The organism is Pseudomonas syringae (assembly GCF_021606685.1).
Classification (GTDB): Bacteria; Pseudomonadota; Gammaproteobacteria; order Pseudomonadales; family Pseudomonadaceae; genus Aquipseudomonas; species Aquipseudomonas syringae_R.
In genome coordinates this window covers 1-13,539 of sequence record NZ_WKCB01000021.1, presented here as the reverse complement: position 1 = coordinate 13,539, position 13,539 = coordinate 1, and the positions used below count along the sequence as shown (strand labels likewise).

General features: G+C 60.1%; 13 protein-coding genes. 10 read left to right on the top strand and 3 right to left on the bottom strand.

Features of this window, described 5'->3' with window-relative positions:
- Positions 1-2: 2 nt before the first annotated feature.
- Positions 3-1,370: a CYTH domain-containing protein gene (locus tag GIW02_RS10735; protein WP_236410751.1), complete on the bottom strand. Its 1,368-nt coding sequence runs from the start codon at positions 1,368-1,370 to the stop codon at positions 3-5.
- Between the two features lie 158 nt (positions 1,371-1,528).
- Between GIW02_RS10735 and argE the strand changes: the two genes are divergently transcribed.
- Both argE and argA read left to right on the top strand, forming a co-directional pair.
- Entirely contained in the window at positions 1,529-2,677 is a 1,149-nt protein-coding gene (gene argE, locus GIW02_RS10730) for an acetylornithine deacetylase (protein ID WP_236410752.1), read from the top strand.
- Between the two features lie 133 nt (positions 2,678-2,810).
- Entirely contained in the window at positions 2,811-4,112 is a 1,302-nt protein-coding gene (argA, locus tag GIW02_RS10725) for an amino-acid N-acetyltransferase (RefSeq protein WP_236410753.1), read from the top strand.
- Between the two features lie 109 nt (positions 4,113-4,221).
- Here argA and tauA read toward each other — a convergent pair whose 3' ends face one another.
- The gene (gene tauA, locus GIW02_RS10720) at positions 4,222-5,208 is read right to left on the bottom strand and encodes a taurine ABC transporter substrate-binding protein (RefSeq protein ID WP_236421863.1); all 987 of its coding nucleotides are present in this window, start codon (positions 5,206-5,208) and stop codon (positions 4,222-4,224) included.
- Positions 5,209-5,578: 370 nt separating this feature from the next.
- Between tauA and GIW02_RS10715 the strand changes: the two genes are divergently transcribed.
- From GIW02_RS10715 to GIW02_RS10680, 8 genes are all read left to right on the top strand, one after another.
- A complete protein-coding gene (locus GIW02_RS10715; RefSeq protein ID WP_236410755.1) occupies positions 5,579-6,934 on the top strand; it encodes an OprD family porin in 1,356 nt (451 codons plus the stop codon).
- Between the two features lie 273 nt (positions 6,935-7,207).
- Entirely contained in the window at positions 7,208-7,846 is a 639-nt protein-coding gene (locus GIW02_RS10710) for a peroxiredoxin (RefSeq protein WP_058426478.1), read from the top strand.
- Positions 7,847-8,135: 289 nt separating this feature from the next.
- Positions 8,136-8,729, top strand: a complete 594-nt coding sequence (gene ssuE, locus GIW02_RS10705; RefSeq protein WP_236410756.1) for an NADPH-dependent FMN reductase — start codon at positions 8,136-8,138, stop codon at positions 8,727-8,729.
- Positions 8,730-8,823: 94 nt separating this feature from the next.
- A complete protein-coding gene (locus tag GIW02_RS10700; RefSeq protein ID WP_236410757.1) occupies positions 8,824-9,792 on the top strand; it encodes a sulfonate ABC transporter substrate-binding protein in 969 nt (322 codons plus the stop codon).
- 25 nt (positions 9,793-9,817) lie between these two features.
- A complete protein-coding gene (gene ssuD / locus GIW02_RS10695) occupies positions 9,818-10,966 on the top strand; it encodes an FMNH2-dependent alkanesulfonate monooxygenase (RefSeq protein WP_099585914.1) in 1,149 nt (382 codons plus the stop codon).
- Positions 10,967-10,974: 8 nt separating this feature from the next.
- Positions 10,975-11,763 (top strand): aliphatic sulfonate ABC transporter permease SsuC, encoded by a 789-nt coding sequence (gene ssuC, locus GIW02_RS10690; protein WP_236410758.1) that lies wholly within the window; start codon positions 10,975-10,977, stop codon positions 11,761-11,763.
- Positions 11,760-12,566, top strand: a complete 807-nt coding sequence (gene ssuB, locus GIW02_RS10685; protein WP_236410759.1) for an aliphatic sulfonates ABC transporter ATP-binding protein — start codon at positions 11,760-11,762, stop codon at positions 12,564-12,566. The genes ssuC and ssuB overlap by 4 nt, the downstream gene beginning before the upstream one ends.
- 27 nt (positions 12,567-12,593) lie before the next feature.
- Positions 12,594-12,809: a TOBE domain-containing protein gene (locus GIW02_RS10680; protein WP_003213899.1), complete on the top strand. Its 216-nt coding sequence runs from the start codon at positions 12,594-12,596 to the stop codon at positions 12,807-12,809.
- 113 nt (positions 12,810-12,922) lie between these two features.
- On the opposite strand, the gene GIW02_RS10675 is transcribed toward GIW02_RS10680, so the two are convergent.
- The coding region (locus GIW02_RS10675) for a TetR/AcrR family transcriptional regulator (protein WP_236421862.1) at positions 12,923-13,539 on the bottom strand (617 nt) is incomplete at its 5' end.

Genomic DNA, 13,539 nt, shown 5'->3' with positions numbered 1-13,539 from the left:
TCTTACAGGCGCAGCAACGTCTTCCACGCACGGTTCTGATACACCGCAATCGCCTGGTGCATACGCGCATCCAGCGATTCATCGGTGATCGGCTGGTTGGCCAGTTGGGCCAACTTGTTCAGCTCGCCGTACAGGCGGTCCAATTCCGGGATGTCCACCACGTGACGCGCATGGTGCAGCCAGGCCTGGATGCGCTCGATACGCGGCAGTTGTTCGGCGAGGTCTTCCGGTTGCTGCTGGTAGCGCTGCAGTTGCAGGGCGACGGCGTCGTCGGCCAGCAAGCGCGGCAACCAGTTGGTGATTTGCGCAGCGCCCTGGCGGTTGCCACGCACGTTACGGTCGGCGGCCCAGGTGCGAGCCAGCAGCCAGCGCGACAGGTTCAGTGAGAACAGGCCCCAGCGCACGTCGTCCAATTCTTCGACGAACTGCTCCGGCGCCGCTTTGCGAATGTCTTCATCGTCGTCACCGGCCTGGACCAGTGGGCGCCAGTCTTCCAGCAGGGCATCGAGTGCGCTGCGCAGTTCGCTGGTGGATTGGCGCGGTGCGGCCTGGCCGAGGCTGCCGATCAGGGCGCGCAGTTCGCCGAGGTTCTCGACCCAGTCTTGCAGCAGGCGCCAGTGGCCATTAAAACGATATTGCTCAGCCAGACGCTGGCTGCTGCCCAACAAGTGCCACATGATCGCAGCGAAGGTATCGTCCAGCGGCATTTCGGCGTGGACCTGCGGCGCTGGCAGGCTCAACGAGTAACTGCTGGCGTCGTACAGGCGGTAGCCGCGCTCGGCCTTGCTGATATCACACGGCATCAGCGCCAGGGTGGCAGCCAGCTCGGCGGCCAACTCCAGCAGGGCGGCGGGTTCGCCTTCGCGCAGTTCCAGTTCCAGCTCGCAGATTTCTTCTTTCTGCTTGCCGACCACCACATGGCCCAGGTCCAGGGCGGCTTCGATCACGACTTTGGCCTTGCCACGGCCCCAGGCGATTTCGGCGCGTTCACGCACGAAATCGGTGGTGAAAATCGGCTTGAGGGTCTTTTTGTCCAGCTCGGCCAGTTGCTCGGGCCAGCATTCGCCGTCGAGTTTTTTCACATCGAGCTTGGCTTTGGGCAGGTCCCAGTTGTACTCGTTGCGTTCCGACAAGCCGGCGACGCTTTGGCCACGGGTCTTGAGGGTCTGGATGATATCGTCACCGTCCTTGCGCAAACGCAGGGCAACCTTGGCCTGGGCCAGGTCGCGTTCAGGGGTGTCGAAGTACTGGTTCATCAACTCACGGCGTTCCCAGCCACTTTTGTTGCGTTTTTTCAGTAGCGGGTGCTCACGCAGCGCGACGAGTGTTTCGCGGCTGACGCGGAGCTTGATTTCGGTTTCTTTCTGCATGGCCGGAAAATCCAGGATCGGGAGCGCAGCCGGGGAAAAGAGTGGCTGCCAAGGTCGTGCAGTGTACAGGACTGAGCCCGGCAACGCGCCGCAACGGTTTATTGTGTCGTGCAGATGGCTCTATAGTGGGGCTCATCCGGGAAGTTGAGGGACCGCGCATGCCGTTACCGTCCATGAAAGAGCAGTTCGCCGCGCTGATCGCCGCGCCGTCGGTCAGTTGCACCCAAGCGTCCCTCGACCAGACCAACCGCCCGGTGATCGATTTGCTCGCCGGCTGGCTGGGCGACCTGGGGTTCGCCATCGATATCCAGCAAGTCAGCCCCGGCAAGTTCAACCTGCTGGCCAGCTTGGGCAGTGGCCCCGGCGGCCTGGTGCTGGCCGGGCATAGCGATACCGTCCCGTATGACGCGGCGTTGTGGAAGACCGATCCGCTCAAGTTGACGGAAGTCGACGGCCGCTGGGTAGGTTTAGGCAGTTGCGACATGAAGGGCTTTTTCGCCCTGGCGATTGAAGCCGTGTTGCCGCTGCTGGACCAGCCGTTCAAGCAGCCGCTGTTGATTCTTGCCACGTGTGACGAAGAAAGCTCGATGTCCGGTGCCCGCGCACTCGCCGAGGCGGGCCGCCCGCTGGGTCGTGCGGCGGTGATCGGCGAGCCGACCGGCCTCAAGCCGATCCGCCTGCACAAAGGCGTGATGATGGAGCGTATCGACATCCTCGGCCAAAGCGGCCACTCGTCGGACCCAAGCCTGGGCCATAGCGCCCTTGAAGCCATGCATGACGCCATCGGTGAACTGCGCGGCCTGCGCCTGGCCTGGCAGCGCGAGTACCGCAACGCGCAATTCAGCGTGCCGCAACCGACCATGAACTTTGGGTGTATTCATGGCGGCGACAACCCCAATCGCATCTGCGGCCAATGCTCCCTGGAGTTCGACTTGCGCCCCTTGCCGGGCATGGACCCTCAAGTGCTGCGCGCCGCCATCCGACAGAAGCTTGAACCCTTGGCCGAACGCCACAAGGTCAAGATCGACTACGCGCAATTGTTTCCCGAAGTGCCGCCGTTCGAACAAGCGGAAGACGCCGAGTTGGTGCGCGTAGCGGAACGATTGACCGGCCATCGTGCCGAAGCAGTAGCGTTCGGCACCGAAGCGCCTTATCTTCAGCGCCTTGGGTGTGAAACCCTGGTGTTGGGCCCTGGCGATATCGCCTGCGCCCACCAGCCGGGCGAGTACCTCGAAATGTCACGCTTGACGCCTACAGTGCGTCTATTGCGGGAACTGATCGAGCATTACTGCCTCAAGCCTGCATAAATTAACCCTTGTCCATTCGTACATAAGGAGAGCGAGCGTGTCGCCAAGCCTGTTCCGACGATAACCATCAGCCCGCTGTGCGTTTTCACGATTCATCCTTTTTCGGCTGCTTTTTATTACAGGCCCAGGTGTTATGCCCGAATACGTCAATTGGCTTCGTCACGCTTCGCCCTACATCAACGCTCACCGCGACTGCACTTTTGTGGTCATGCTGCCCGGCGATGGTGTGGAACATCCCAACTTCGGCAATATCGTCCACGACCTGGTGCTGCTCCACAGCCTGGGCGTGCGGCTGGTGCTGGTGCACGGTTCGCGCCCACAGATCGAAGCGCGCCTTGAGGCGCGCGGCCTGACCCCGGCTTACCATGAAGGCTTGCGCATCACCGATGCGGCGACTCTGGAATGTGTGATCGACGCGGTCGGCCACTTGCGAATTGCCATTGAAGCGCGCCTGTCCATGGACATGGCCTCGTCCCCGATGCAGGGCTCGCGCCTGCGTGTGGCCAGCGGCAACCTGGTCACGGCACGGCCGATCGGTGTGCTTGAAGGCGTGGATTACCACCACACCGGTGAAGTGCGCCGCGTCGACCGCAAGGGCATCAATCGCCTGCTGGACGAGCGCTCCATCGTGCTGCTATCGCCCTTGGGCTATTCGCCTACCGGTGAGATTTTCAACCTGGCCTGCGAAGACGTCGCCACCCGCGCCGCCATCGACCTAGGCGCCGACAAGTTGTTGCTGTTTGGCGCCGACCTCGGGTTGATCGACGAAAATGGTCGCCTGGTGCGCGAATTGCGCCCGCAGCAAGTGCCAGCGCACCTGCAACGCCTGGGCAGCAGCAACTACCAGGCCGAACTGCTCGACGCGGCTGCCCAGGCGTGCCGGGGTGGGGTAGGGCGCAGCCATATTGTCAGCTATGCCGAAGACGGTGCACTGCTCACCGAACTGTTCACCCGGGACGGCGGCGGTACGCTGGTGGCCCAGGAGCAGTTCGAGCTGGTGCGCGAGGCGGCGATTGAGGACGTCGGCGGCTTGCTCGATCTGATCAGCCCGCTGGAAGAGCAGGGCATCCTGGTGCGCCGTTCGCGGGAAGTGCTGGAGCGCGAGATCGAACAGTTCAGCGTGGTGGAACGCGAAGGCATGATCATCGCCTGTGCGGCGCTGTATCAGATCGCGGATTCGGACGCGGGCGAACTGGCGTGCCTGGCGGTGAACCCTGAATACCGCCACGGCGCGCGCGGTGATGTGTTGCTGGAGCGTATCGAGACCCGTGCCCGTGCCCAGGGGTTGAAGACATTGTTTGTCCTCACCACCCGGACCGCCCACTGGTTCCGTGAGCGGGGTTTTGTGCCGAGCAGCGTCGACCGGCTGCCCTCGGCGCGGGCCTCGTTGTACAACTACCAGCGCAATTCGAAGATCTTCGAGAAGGCCCTGTAAATCCAAATGTGGGAGGGGGCTTGTTCCCGATGGCAGTCTGTCAGTGACTTATGGGTTAACTGACCCACTGCCATCGGGGGCAAGCCCCCTCCCACATTGTTGACCGGGTTTAGTGGCTGATGAATTTATCGGTTACGAAGGCCGAATAGTCCGGCAGCACATTTTCAACCTTGCCCTGTTCCTTCAAAAACTTCGCCGTTTCCCCAATTGCCTTCGCCGTGCCGCCCTTGAGCAGTGCGTCGGTTTGCTGTGCCTGCGCATCCGGGAAGGTAGTGCCGGCCAGCAGCTCTGGAATATCTGCGGCATTCGAACCTGTCAATTTTGCGATTTTTTGCACCGGCTCGGAGTCCACCGTCCAGTTGTCTTTGTGGGCGGCGTAGTCGGCAAAGGAGTCCAGGGTGACCTTGGCAAACTTGGCCACTACGTCAGGATGTTTTTCCGCGAAATCCTTGCGGGCCACCCACACTTCAAAGGTCGGAGCGCCCCACTGGCCCACCTGCGCCGCGTCTGTCAGGGTTTTGCCGGTCTTGCGGATCTCGCCCAGCGCCGGTGACCACACAAAGGCGCCGTCGATATCGCCACGTTTCCACGCTGCTGCGATTTCAGCGGGTTGCAGGTTCACTACTTTGACTTTTTTGGTATCCAGCCCCCAGTGTTTCAACGCGCCCAACAAACTGTAATGAGAGGTTGATACAAAGGGTGTGGCGATGGTTTTACCCACCAGGTCTTCAGGTTTGTCGATACCGCTGCCGTTGCGTACCACCAGGGCTTCAGAACTGTTGATCTGCGCCGATACGATGAACGCGACGATAGGCAAATTGCGCGAAGCCGCTGCCGCGAGAGGACTGGAGCCGAGGTTGCCGATTTGCACATCGCCCGAGGCGATAGCCGTGACGACTTCCGGCCCACTGTTGAATCGACGCCACGCAATCTTCTCGCCAATGGCCTTTTCATACAGCCCATCAGCCTGTGGAACCTTGCTGGGGTCAATGCCGGTTTGGTAGCCGATGGTTAAATCGGCGGCTTTGACACCAAAAGAAAGAATTAGTGACACAAAAACTGTAACAAATTGACGGGAGGATATGCGTTTGGCCATGATGGCGTCGCCTTTTTGATCGTGAGTGACGTATGCAACAGAACGGCCACACTAATCGATCTAAAAAAGCGTCAACAAATACCCTTTAGGAATTAGCTTATGGAGCGGTTTGCCCATCCAGGCATGCTCGCGTCGTGAAAAGGCTTATTCCTGGATCGTATGAAAAAGAATGAAATAATTCTTTTTGGGTGTATGAAAAACTCATTACCCTGCAGGGACCAAATCAACTGCGATTAGACGAAGGTAGTAGACACACAAGGTTACGATTGACTTGTCAGTCACTATGCGGTGCTAATCGCGCATCTGTGGATCGAGGGCGTTAGACCCAAGACCAAAGAAATACAAAAATTAGAAATGAGAGGAGCGGTACATGAAGAAGTCCACCTTGGCTTTGGCTGTAACGTTGGGCGCAATCGCCCAGCAAGCAGGCGCTGCCGGTTTCATCGATGACAGTAAAGTAACTCTGGGTCTGCGTAACTTTTACATCAACACCGATAACCGCGACAGCGGCACTAAAGCTGCCAACGCGCAAAACAAGCTGGAAGAGTGGGGTCAAGGCTTCGATCTGCGCTTCATCTCCGGTTTCACTCAGGGCACTGTAGGCTTCGGTCTTGATGCTATCGGCCTGCTGGGTGTTCGCCTGGATTCTGGTGGTGGCACCAACGGCGCTACCGGCACTTCTTACGGCGGTACTGTGTTCCCGAGCGAGTCCAACGGCAAAGCCGTTGATAACTTCTCGAGCCTGGGTCTGACTGCCAAAGCCAAGATCTCTGAAACCGAGCTCAAGCTGGGCACTCTGCAGCCTAAGTTGCCGGTTATCGTGACCAACGATGGTCGTCTGCTGCCGCAGACCTTCCAGGGTGGTCAGATCACCACCAACGAAATCAAAGACCTGACGCTGGTTGCTGGTCAGATCGAAAAAGCCAAGGGTCGTAACTCCAGCAACGTCGACAACCTGTCGATTTCTGGTGCCAACTCCCGTGGCGCCAGCTGGCGTGACAGCAACAAGTTCTACTACGCCGGTGGTGACTACAAAATCACCAAGGACCTGACTGCCCAGTACTACTACGGCAACCTGGAAGATTTCTACAAGCAGCACTTCCTGGGTCTGACCCACAACTGGGCGATCGGCCCGGGCGTATTGAAGTCTGACCTGCGCTACTTCAACAGCTCCGACGATGGTCGAAACGGTAAAGAATCCGAGTACTTCTCGTCGGGTAACTACAGCGGCGTCAACTCTGGTCGTGGCAAGGTCGATAACAACCTGTACAGCGGCCTGTTCCTGTACACCGTTGCCGGTCACACCTTCGGTGGTGGTTACCAGGTCAGCAACGGTAGCAGCGACTTCCCTTGGTTGAACCAAGGCGACGGTTCGTCGGCTTACCTGACTACTGACATGCAGATTGCTAAGTTCGCCCGTGCCGGCGAGCGTACCTGGCAGGCTCGCTACTCCTATGATTTCGCCAAGGTTGGCGTACCGGGTTTGACCGCAGGTGTTGTTTACTTGAAAGGTACAGACATCGACACCGTCTCCCGTACTCAAGTTGAGTCGACTGGCCAGACCGAGTGGGAGCGCGACATCACTGTTGCTTACGTAGTCCCAGAAGGCCCGTTCAAAAACGTCGGCGTCGCCTGGAAAAACGCTATGTGGCGCAACGATGTTGCTTCTGCGCGCGATCAAGACGAAAACCGTGTAATCGTAAGTTACACCTACGCGTTCAAGTAACTGCGTAAAACCTTGCCCGGCGCACGCCGGGCAAGGTGTCTTGCCTTTCAAGTCGGGCCAAACCCCCGCAGGCCCTTCCTGAACCCCTCTTTTTTACAGCGTCTCAAGGCCTTCTCGAACCTTGAAACGAATGTTGACCCCCACCCGTTCCCGGGTCCAGTGAACACATTTTTAATATTCCTTTATCGTCTAGATAAATCGATATTTATTCTTTTTAAATAATCCGTAATCCATGCACAGTGGGCTCCATAAGCACTCACCAGGAGCCACACCATGAGCCTAAGACTGGGCGATATCGCCCCCGACTTCGAACAGGATTCCAGCGCCGGCACGATTCGTTTCCACGAATGGCTGGGCGATAGCTGGGGTGTGTTGTTTTCCCACCCGGCGGACTTCACCCCGGTGTGCACCACCGAGCTGGGTTTCACCGCCAAGCTCAAGGACGAATTCGCCCAGCGCGGCGTCAAGGCTATCGCGCTGTCGGTGGACCCGGTGGACTCGCACCACAAGTGGATCGAAGACATCAACGAAACCCAGAATACTGTCGTCAATTTCCCGATCCTGGCCGACGCCGACCGCAAGGTCTCGGACCTGTACGACCTGATCCACCCGAACGCCAGTGACACCCTTACTGTGCGCTCGCTGTTCGTGATCGACCCGAACAAGAAGATCCGTCTGACCATCACTTACCCGGCCAGTACCGGCCGCAACTTCCATGAAATCCTGCGGGTCATCGACTCGCTGCAGCTGACTGACAATCACAAGGTCGCCACCCCCGCCAACTGGCAGGACGGTGATGAAGTGGTGATCGTGCCGTCGCTCAAGGACGAGGAAGAGATCAAGAAACGCTTTCCAAAGGGTTACCGCGCGGTGAAGCCGTACCTGCGGCTCACCCCGCAGCCTAATCGCTAAGGCTGACACCCCATCGGGGGCAAGCTCCCCACAGTTGAGCGTGTTCCCCTGTGGGAGGGGGCTTGCCCCCGATGGCGTCTATAGATACGCCACTATTCAATGCAAGGGTTTCAGGCCGTTTTTACGGCCTTTTTTTTCGCCTGGTGATTTTTGAATCGCTTATGCATTTATAGAATAAACACATGAAAAAATAAGATTTAAAGATATATAAATCTGCTGATAAGGTCTGTTCCATCTTGGCGCCATCGCCACACAGCGAACCGCCGGCACTAGCTCAAGGAATTCCTGCATGTTGGTCGTAACACTTGGAGGCAGTCCCAGCCAGCGTTCCCGCTCCGGGGTGTTGCTGGATAAAACCCGTCAGTGGTTGCAAGACAAAGGCGTAGAGGTAGTGAGTTACCAGATACGGGACTTCCCGGCTGAAGACCTGCTGCACGCACGCTTCGACAGCCCCAAGGTCATTGACCTGCTGCAACAGGTGGCTAACGCCGATGGCCTGGTGATTGCCACGCCGGTGTACAAGGCTTCGTTCTCCGGCGCGCTGAAAACCGTGCTGGACCTGCTGCCCGAACGCGCCCTGGCCCACAAAATCGTATTGCCGATGGCCACCGGCGGCAGCATCGCCCACATGTTGGCGGTGGATTACGCCTTGAAGCCGGTGTTGTCGGCCCTCAAGGCCCAGGAGTTGCTCCACGGCATTTTTGCCGAAGACAGCCAGATCGCCTATGGCGAAGGCAGCGCGCAGGCGCAGCTGGTGCCGGTACTCGAACACCGTTTGCACGAGGCCCTGGAGACGCTTTACGGCGCCATGGCCCGTCGCCCGAAACCGCTGGACCCCAATGTGTTGAATGAACGTTTGTTGAGTGCTCGCTGGAGCATTTAAGCCTTACCGGATGTTGTAGTACTCACCTTACTCAGCCGCCAACGGCCAAGCAGGTGCAGCCACCCCCCTAATCGCATTATTTGGAGAGAGCGCCATGCGCACTGTCATCTTGCGTCGTGGTCTGGTCGCACTGTTTGCTGCGGCTGTGTCCTTAGGCGCCATTGTTCAAGCACAAGCGGCCGAAACCCTGCGGATCGGCTATCAGAAATACGGCACCCTGGTGCTGCTCAAAGCCAAGGGCACCCTGGAAAAACGCCTGGCGGCCCAGGGCGTAAACGTCCAATGGACCGAGTTTCCCGGTGGCCCTCAACTGCTTGAAGGCCTGAACGTCGGTTCGATCGACTTCGGCGTTACCGGCGAAACCCCGCCGGTCTTCGCCCAGGCCGCCGGTGCCGACCTGCTCTACGTGGCCTACGAGCCGCCAGCGCCGACCAGTGAAGCGATCCTGGTACCGAAAGACTCGACGATCAAATCGGTGGCCGAGCTCAAGGGCAAGAAAGTGGTGCTCAACAAAGGCTCCAACGTGCACTACCTGCTGGTTCGTGCCCTGGAAGACGCCGGCCTGAAGTACACCGACGTGCAGACCGTGTTCCTGCCGCCCGCCGATGCGCGTGCTGCGTTCGAGCGCGGCAGTGTGGATGCGTGGGTGATCTGGGACCCGTACCAGGCCGCCGCCGAGAAACAACTGCAAGCGCGCACCCTGCGTGACGGCACCGGCATCGCCGACAACCATCAGTTCTACCTGGCCACCAAGCCTTACGCGGAAAAAAATCCCGAGGTGGTCAAGGCGCTGATTGAAGAAGTGCGCGCGGTGGGCGAATGGTCCAAGGCCAACCCGCAGGAAGTCACCGACCAAGTGGCGCCGCTGCTCGGGCTGCCGGCTGACATCACCCTGACCTCGGTGAAACGCCAGGGCTACGGCGCACTGTTCCTGACCCCGGAAGTGGTCGCCGCCCAGCAGAAAATCGCCGACAGCTTCTACCAACTCAAATTGATCCCCAAACCCTTGAACATCAAGGACGTGATCTGGACGCCACCCGCTGCTGTGGCCAAAGCGCCGTAATCCGATTTCTTCAGGAGACAACTCCATGAGCCTCAATATTTTCTGGTTCCTGCCTACCCACGGCGACGGCCATTACCTTGGCACCGCCGAAGGCGCTCGCGCCGTCGACCACGGTTACCTGCAGCAAGTGGCCCAGGCCGCTGACCGCCTGGGTTTTGGCGGGGTGTTGATCCCTACCGGGCGCTCCTGCGAAGACTCGTGGCTGGTGGCCGCTTCGCTGATCCCGGTGACCCAGCGTTTGAAATTCCTCGTCGCGCTGCGCCCCGGGATCATTTCCCCGACGGTCGCCGCGCGTCAGGCGGCGACCCTGGACCGCCTGTCCGGTGGCCGTGCGCTGTTCAACCTGGTGACCGGCGGTGACCCGGAAGAATTGGCCGGCGATGGCTTGTTCCTTACGCACGAAGAGCGCTACCAGGCGTCGGTGGAATTCACCCGCATCTGGCGCCGTGTGCTGGAAGGCGAAACCGTGGATTACGACGGCGAACACATCAGCGTCAAAGGCGCCAAGCTGCTGTACCCGCCGATCCAGCAACCGCGCCCGCCGCTGTACTTCGGCGGCTCCTCCGAAGCGGCCCAGGACCTGGCAGCCGAACAGGTGGAAATGGTCCTGACCTGGGGCGAGCCGCCGGCTGCGGTGGCGGAAAAAATCGAACAGGTACGGGCAAAGGCCGCGAAACTGGGGCGCACCGTGCGTTTCGGTATTCGCCTGCATGTGATCGTGCGTGAAACCAACGATGAAGCCTGGAAAGCCGCCGACAAACTGATCTCCCATCTGGACGACGACACCATCGCGCGTGCCCAGGCCTCCCTGGCGCGCTTCGATTCTGTCGGCCAGCAGCGCATGGCGGCCTTGCATGGCGGCAACCGCGACAACCTCGAAGTCAGCCCCAACCTCTGGGCCGGCGTCGGCCTGGTGCGTGGCGGTGCGGGTACCGCGCTGGTGGGCGACGGTCCAACCGTGGCGGCACGGGTCAAGGAATACGCAGCATTGGGCATAGATACCTTTATTTTCTCCGGTTACCCACACCTGGAAGAGTCGTATCGCGTCGCGGAGTTGCTGTTCCCACACCTGGATATCGAGCGTCCAGAGCTGCCCAAAAGCGCCGGTTACGTGAGCCCGTTCGGCGAAATGGTCGCCAACGACATCCTTCCCAAAGCTGCGTCACAGAGCTAGGCAGTGCTATGAACTATGAAAAACTAAGCCACCGTGTGGCCCCTTGGGTACTGCCGGTTCTATTACTGGCGGTGTGGCAGTTGTCGGTGTCGGCGGGCTGGTTGTCGACGCGCATCCTGCCGGCGCCGAGTGCCGTGATTGAAGCCGGGATCAACCTGGTGGCCAGTGGCGAAATCTGGACTCACCTGGCCATCAGCGGCTGGCGTGCCGGCCTGGGCTTCGTGATCGGCGGCAGTATTGGCCTCGCCCTGGGCTTTATCACCGGCCTGTCGAAGTGGGGCGAACGCCTGCTGGACAGCTCGGTGCAGATGATCCGCAACGTGCCGCACCTGGCGCTGATCCCGCTGGTGATCCTGTGGTTCGGGATTGACGAGACGGCGAAGATTTTCCTGGTCGCCCTCGGCACGCTGTTCCCGATCTACCTCAACACCTACCACGGCATCCGCAACGTCGACCCGGCGTTGGTGGAGATGTCGCGCAGCTACGGTTTGTCCGGGTTCAGCCTGTTCTGGCAAGTGATTTTGCCGGGCGCACTGCCGTCGATCCTGGTGGGCGTGCGCTTCGCGCTGGGCTTTATGTGGCTGACGTTGATCGTGGCGGAAACCATTTCGGCCAGTTCCGGTATCGGTTACCTGGCGATGAACGCCCGTGAATTCCTGCAAACCGACGTGGTGGTGCTGGCCATCGTCATGTACGCCATCCTCGGCAAGCTGGCCGACCTCGCAGCGCGCGGCCTGGAGCGTGTGTGGCTGCGCTGGCATCCGGCGTATCAAGTGAATAAAGGAGGTGCGGCATGACCGCTCAACAACCTCCGCGTCTGCTCAAAGGCATTCCGCTGGCGGTGCGCAAGTTGCGCAAGGCCTTTGGTGCGCGGGAAGTACTCAAAGAGATTGACCTGCATATTCCAGCAGGCCAGTTCGTGGCCGTGGTCGGTCGCAGCGGGTGCGGCAAAAGTACCTTGCTGCGCCTGCTGGCCGGCCTCGACAAAGCCAGCGGCGGCGAGCTGCTGGCTGGTTCCGCGCCCTTGAGCGAAGCGATTGAAGACACGCGGTTGATGTTCCAGGAAGCGCGTCTGCTGCCGTGGAAAAAGATCATCGACAACGTGGGCCTGGGCCTCAAGGGCAACTGGCGCCCCAAAGCGCTGGACGCCCTGGAAGCCGTTGGCTTGGCCGAGCGCGCCGAGGAGTGGCCGGCGGCGTTGTCCGGTGGCCAGAAGCAGCGCGTGGCCCTGGCCCGTGCGTTGATTCACCAGCCGCGCCTGCTGCTGCTCGACGAGCCCTTGGGCGCACTGGATGCGCTGACCCGCATCGAGATGCAGCAGTTGATCGAAAACCTCTGGCAGAAGCACGGTTTTACCGTGTTGCTGGTGACCCACGACGTCAGCGAAGCGGTGGCGATTGCCGACCGCGTGATCCTGATCGAAGACGGCGAAATCGGCCTCGACCTGACCGTCGACCTGCCACGTCCGCGTGCCCGGGGCTCACATCGCCTGGCTGCGCTGGAAGCCCAAGTGCTTAACCGTGTGCTGTCGTTGCCCGGCACGCCGCCGGAACCCGAACCTGTTTCACCGCTGCCTACGCAATTGCGTTGGGCTCAATAACTCACTTGTCCCTGAAGGAAGAACAACATGACTATTAAAGCCATCAACGTACGTAACCAGTTCAAAGGCACCATCAAGGAAATCGTCGAAGGCGACGTGCTGTCGGAAATCGACGTGCAGACCGCGTCCGGCATCGTCACGTCGGTGATCACCACCCGCTCGGTCAAAGAGCTGGAGCTGGTGATTGGCAGCGAAGTGATTGCGTTTGTGAAGTCGACTGAGGTGTCGATCGCCAAGTTGTGATCGCGCTTGAGGCCGCCATCGGGGGCAAGCCCCCTCCCACCTTGACCGAGTGAATGCGATCAAATGTGGGAGGGGGCTTGCCCCCGATGAGGCCATCCCAGCCACTACAAGCCTCAGCGCTTGGGCAGGTAGGCCGGCAAATACAACCCCACATACGCATCAAACACCCGCATCCCCTCATCCGCCATGCGCGGTGTGATCAGCCCATGCTGATGCACCGAGCGCGCATACACGCGGTCGCTCAGTTCCAGGGCCAGGGCAAACACGTCCACATCGCTGGGTAGCGTCGGCACCTCGAAGTGGCGGTTGAATACTTCCAGCATCAAATCCCCCAACTCCAGATCATGCTGGCGGTCGGCCTGAGTCACTTCGGTGAGCCCATGCTGGGCCAGGATCAACTGGCGCGCAGCGGCATCCTGGTCATAGATGGCGAGCATGCGCTGCTCGACGATGCAGGACAGGTCGCGCCAGTGCTTGAGTGACGCGTGCTCGATGGGCGCCTGGATGGCTGCGCGAAAGGCCGCGTGCACGTCTGCCGTGAGTGCCTCCAGCAACGCCGGCACACTGGCAAAAAAGTGATACACCGACGACGGTGGAATCTGCGCTCGTTCGGCCACGCTGTAGATCGACAAACCGGCCACGCCTTCGGCGGCCAGCAAGGTGCGGGCGGCATCGAGTATCGCGTCGATCCGAGCCTGGCTGCGGGCACGGGGTTTGCGCGGGGTGACGG

Excerpts from the sequence above, each read along its gene's own strand:
- GIW02_RS10735 (WP_236410751.1), bottom strand. The coding sequence starts at position 1,370 with ATGCAGAAAGAAACCGAAATCAAGCTCCGCGTCAGCCGCGAAACACTC.
- argE (WP_236410752.1), top strand. The coding sequence starts at position 1,529 with ATGCCGTTACCGTCCATGAAAGAGCAGTTCGCCGCGCTGATCGCCGCG.
- argA (WP_236410753.1), top strand. The coding sequence starts at position 2,811 with ATGCCCGAATACGTCAATTGGCTTCGTCACGCTTCGCCCTACATCAAC.
- tauA (WP_236421863.1), bottom strand. The coding sequence starts at position 5,208 with ATGGCCAAACGCATATCCTCCCGTCAATTTGTTACAGTTTTTGTGTCA.
- GIW02_RS10715 (WP_236410755.1), top strand. The coding sequence starts at position 5,579 with ATGAAGAAGTCCACCTTGGCTTTGGCTGTAACGTTGGGCGCAATCGCC.
- GIW02_RS10710 (WP_058426478.1), top strand. The coding sequence starts at position 7,208 with ATGAGCCTAAGACTGGGCGATATCGCCCCCGACTTCGAACAGGATTCC.
- ssuE (WP_236410756.1), top strand. The coding sequence starts at position 8,136 with ATGTTGGTCGTAACACTTGGAGGCAGTCCCAGCCAGCGTTCCCGCTCC.
- GIW02_RS10700 (WP_236410757.1), top strand. The coding sequence starts at position 8,824 with ATGCGCACTGTCATCTTGCGTCGTGGTCTGGTCGCACTGTTTGCTGCG.
- ssuD (WP_099585914.1), top strand. The coding sequence starts at position 9,818 with ATGAGCCTCAATATTTTCTGGTTCCTGCCTACCCACGGCGACGGCCAT.
- ssuC (WP_236410758.1), top strand. The coding sequence starts at position 10,975 with ATGAACTATGAAAAACTAAGCCACCGTGTGGCCCCTTGGGTACTGCCG.
- ssuB (WP_236410759.1), top strand. The coding sequence starts at position 11,760 with ATGACCGCTCAACAACCTCCGCGTCTGCTCAAAGGCATTCCGCTGGCG.
- GIW02_RS10680 (WP_003213899.1), top strand. The coding sequence starts at position 12,594 with ATGACTATTAAAGCCATCAACGTACGTAACCAGTTCAAAGGCACCATC.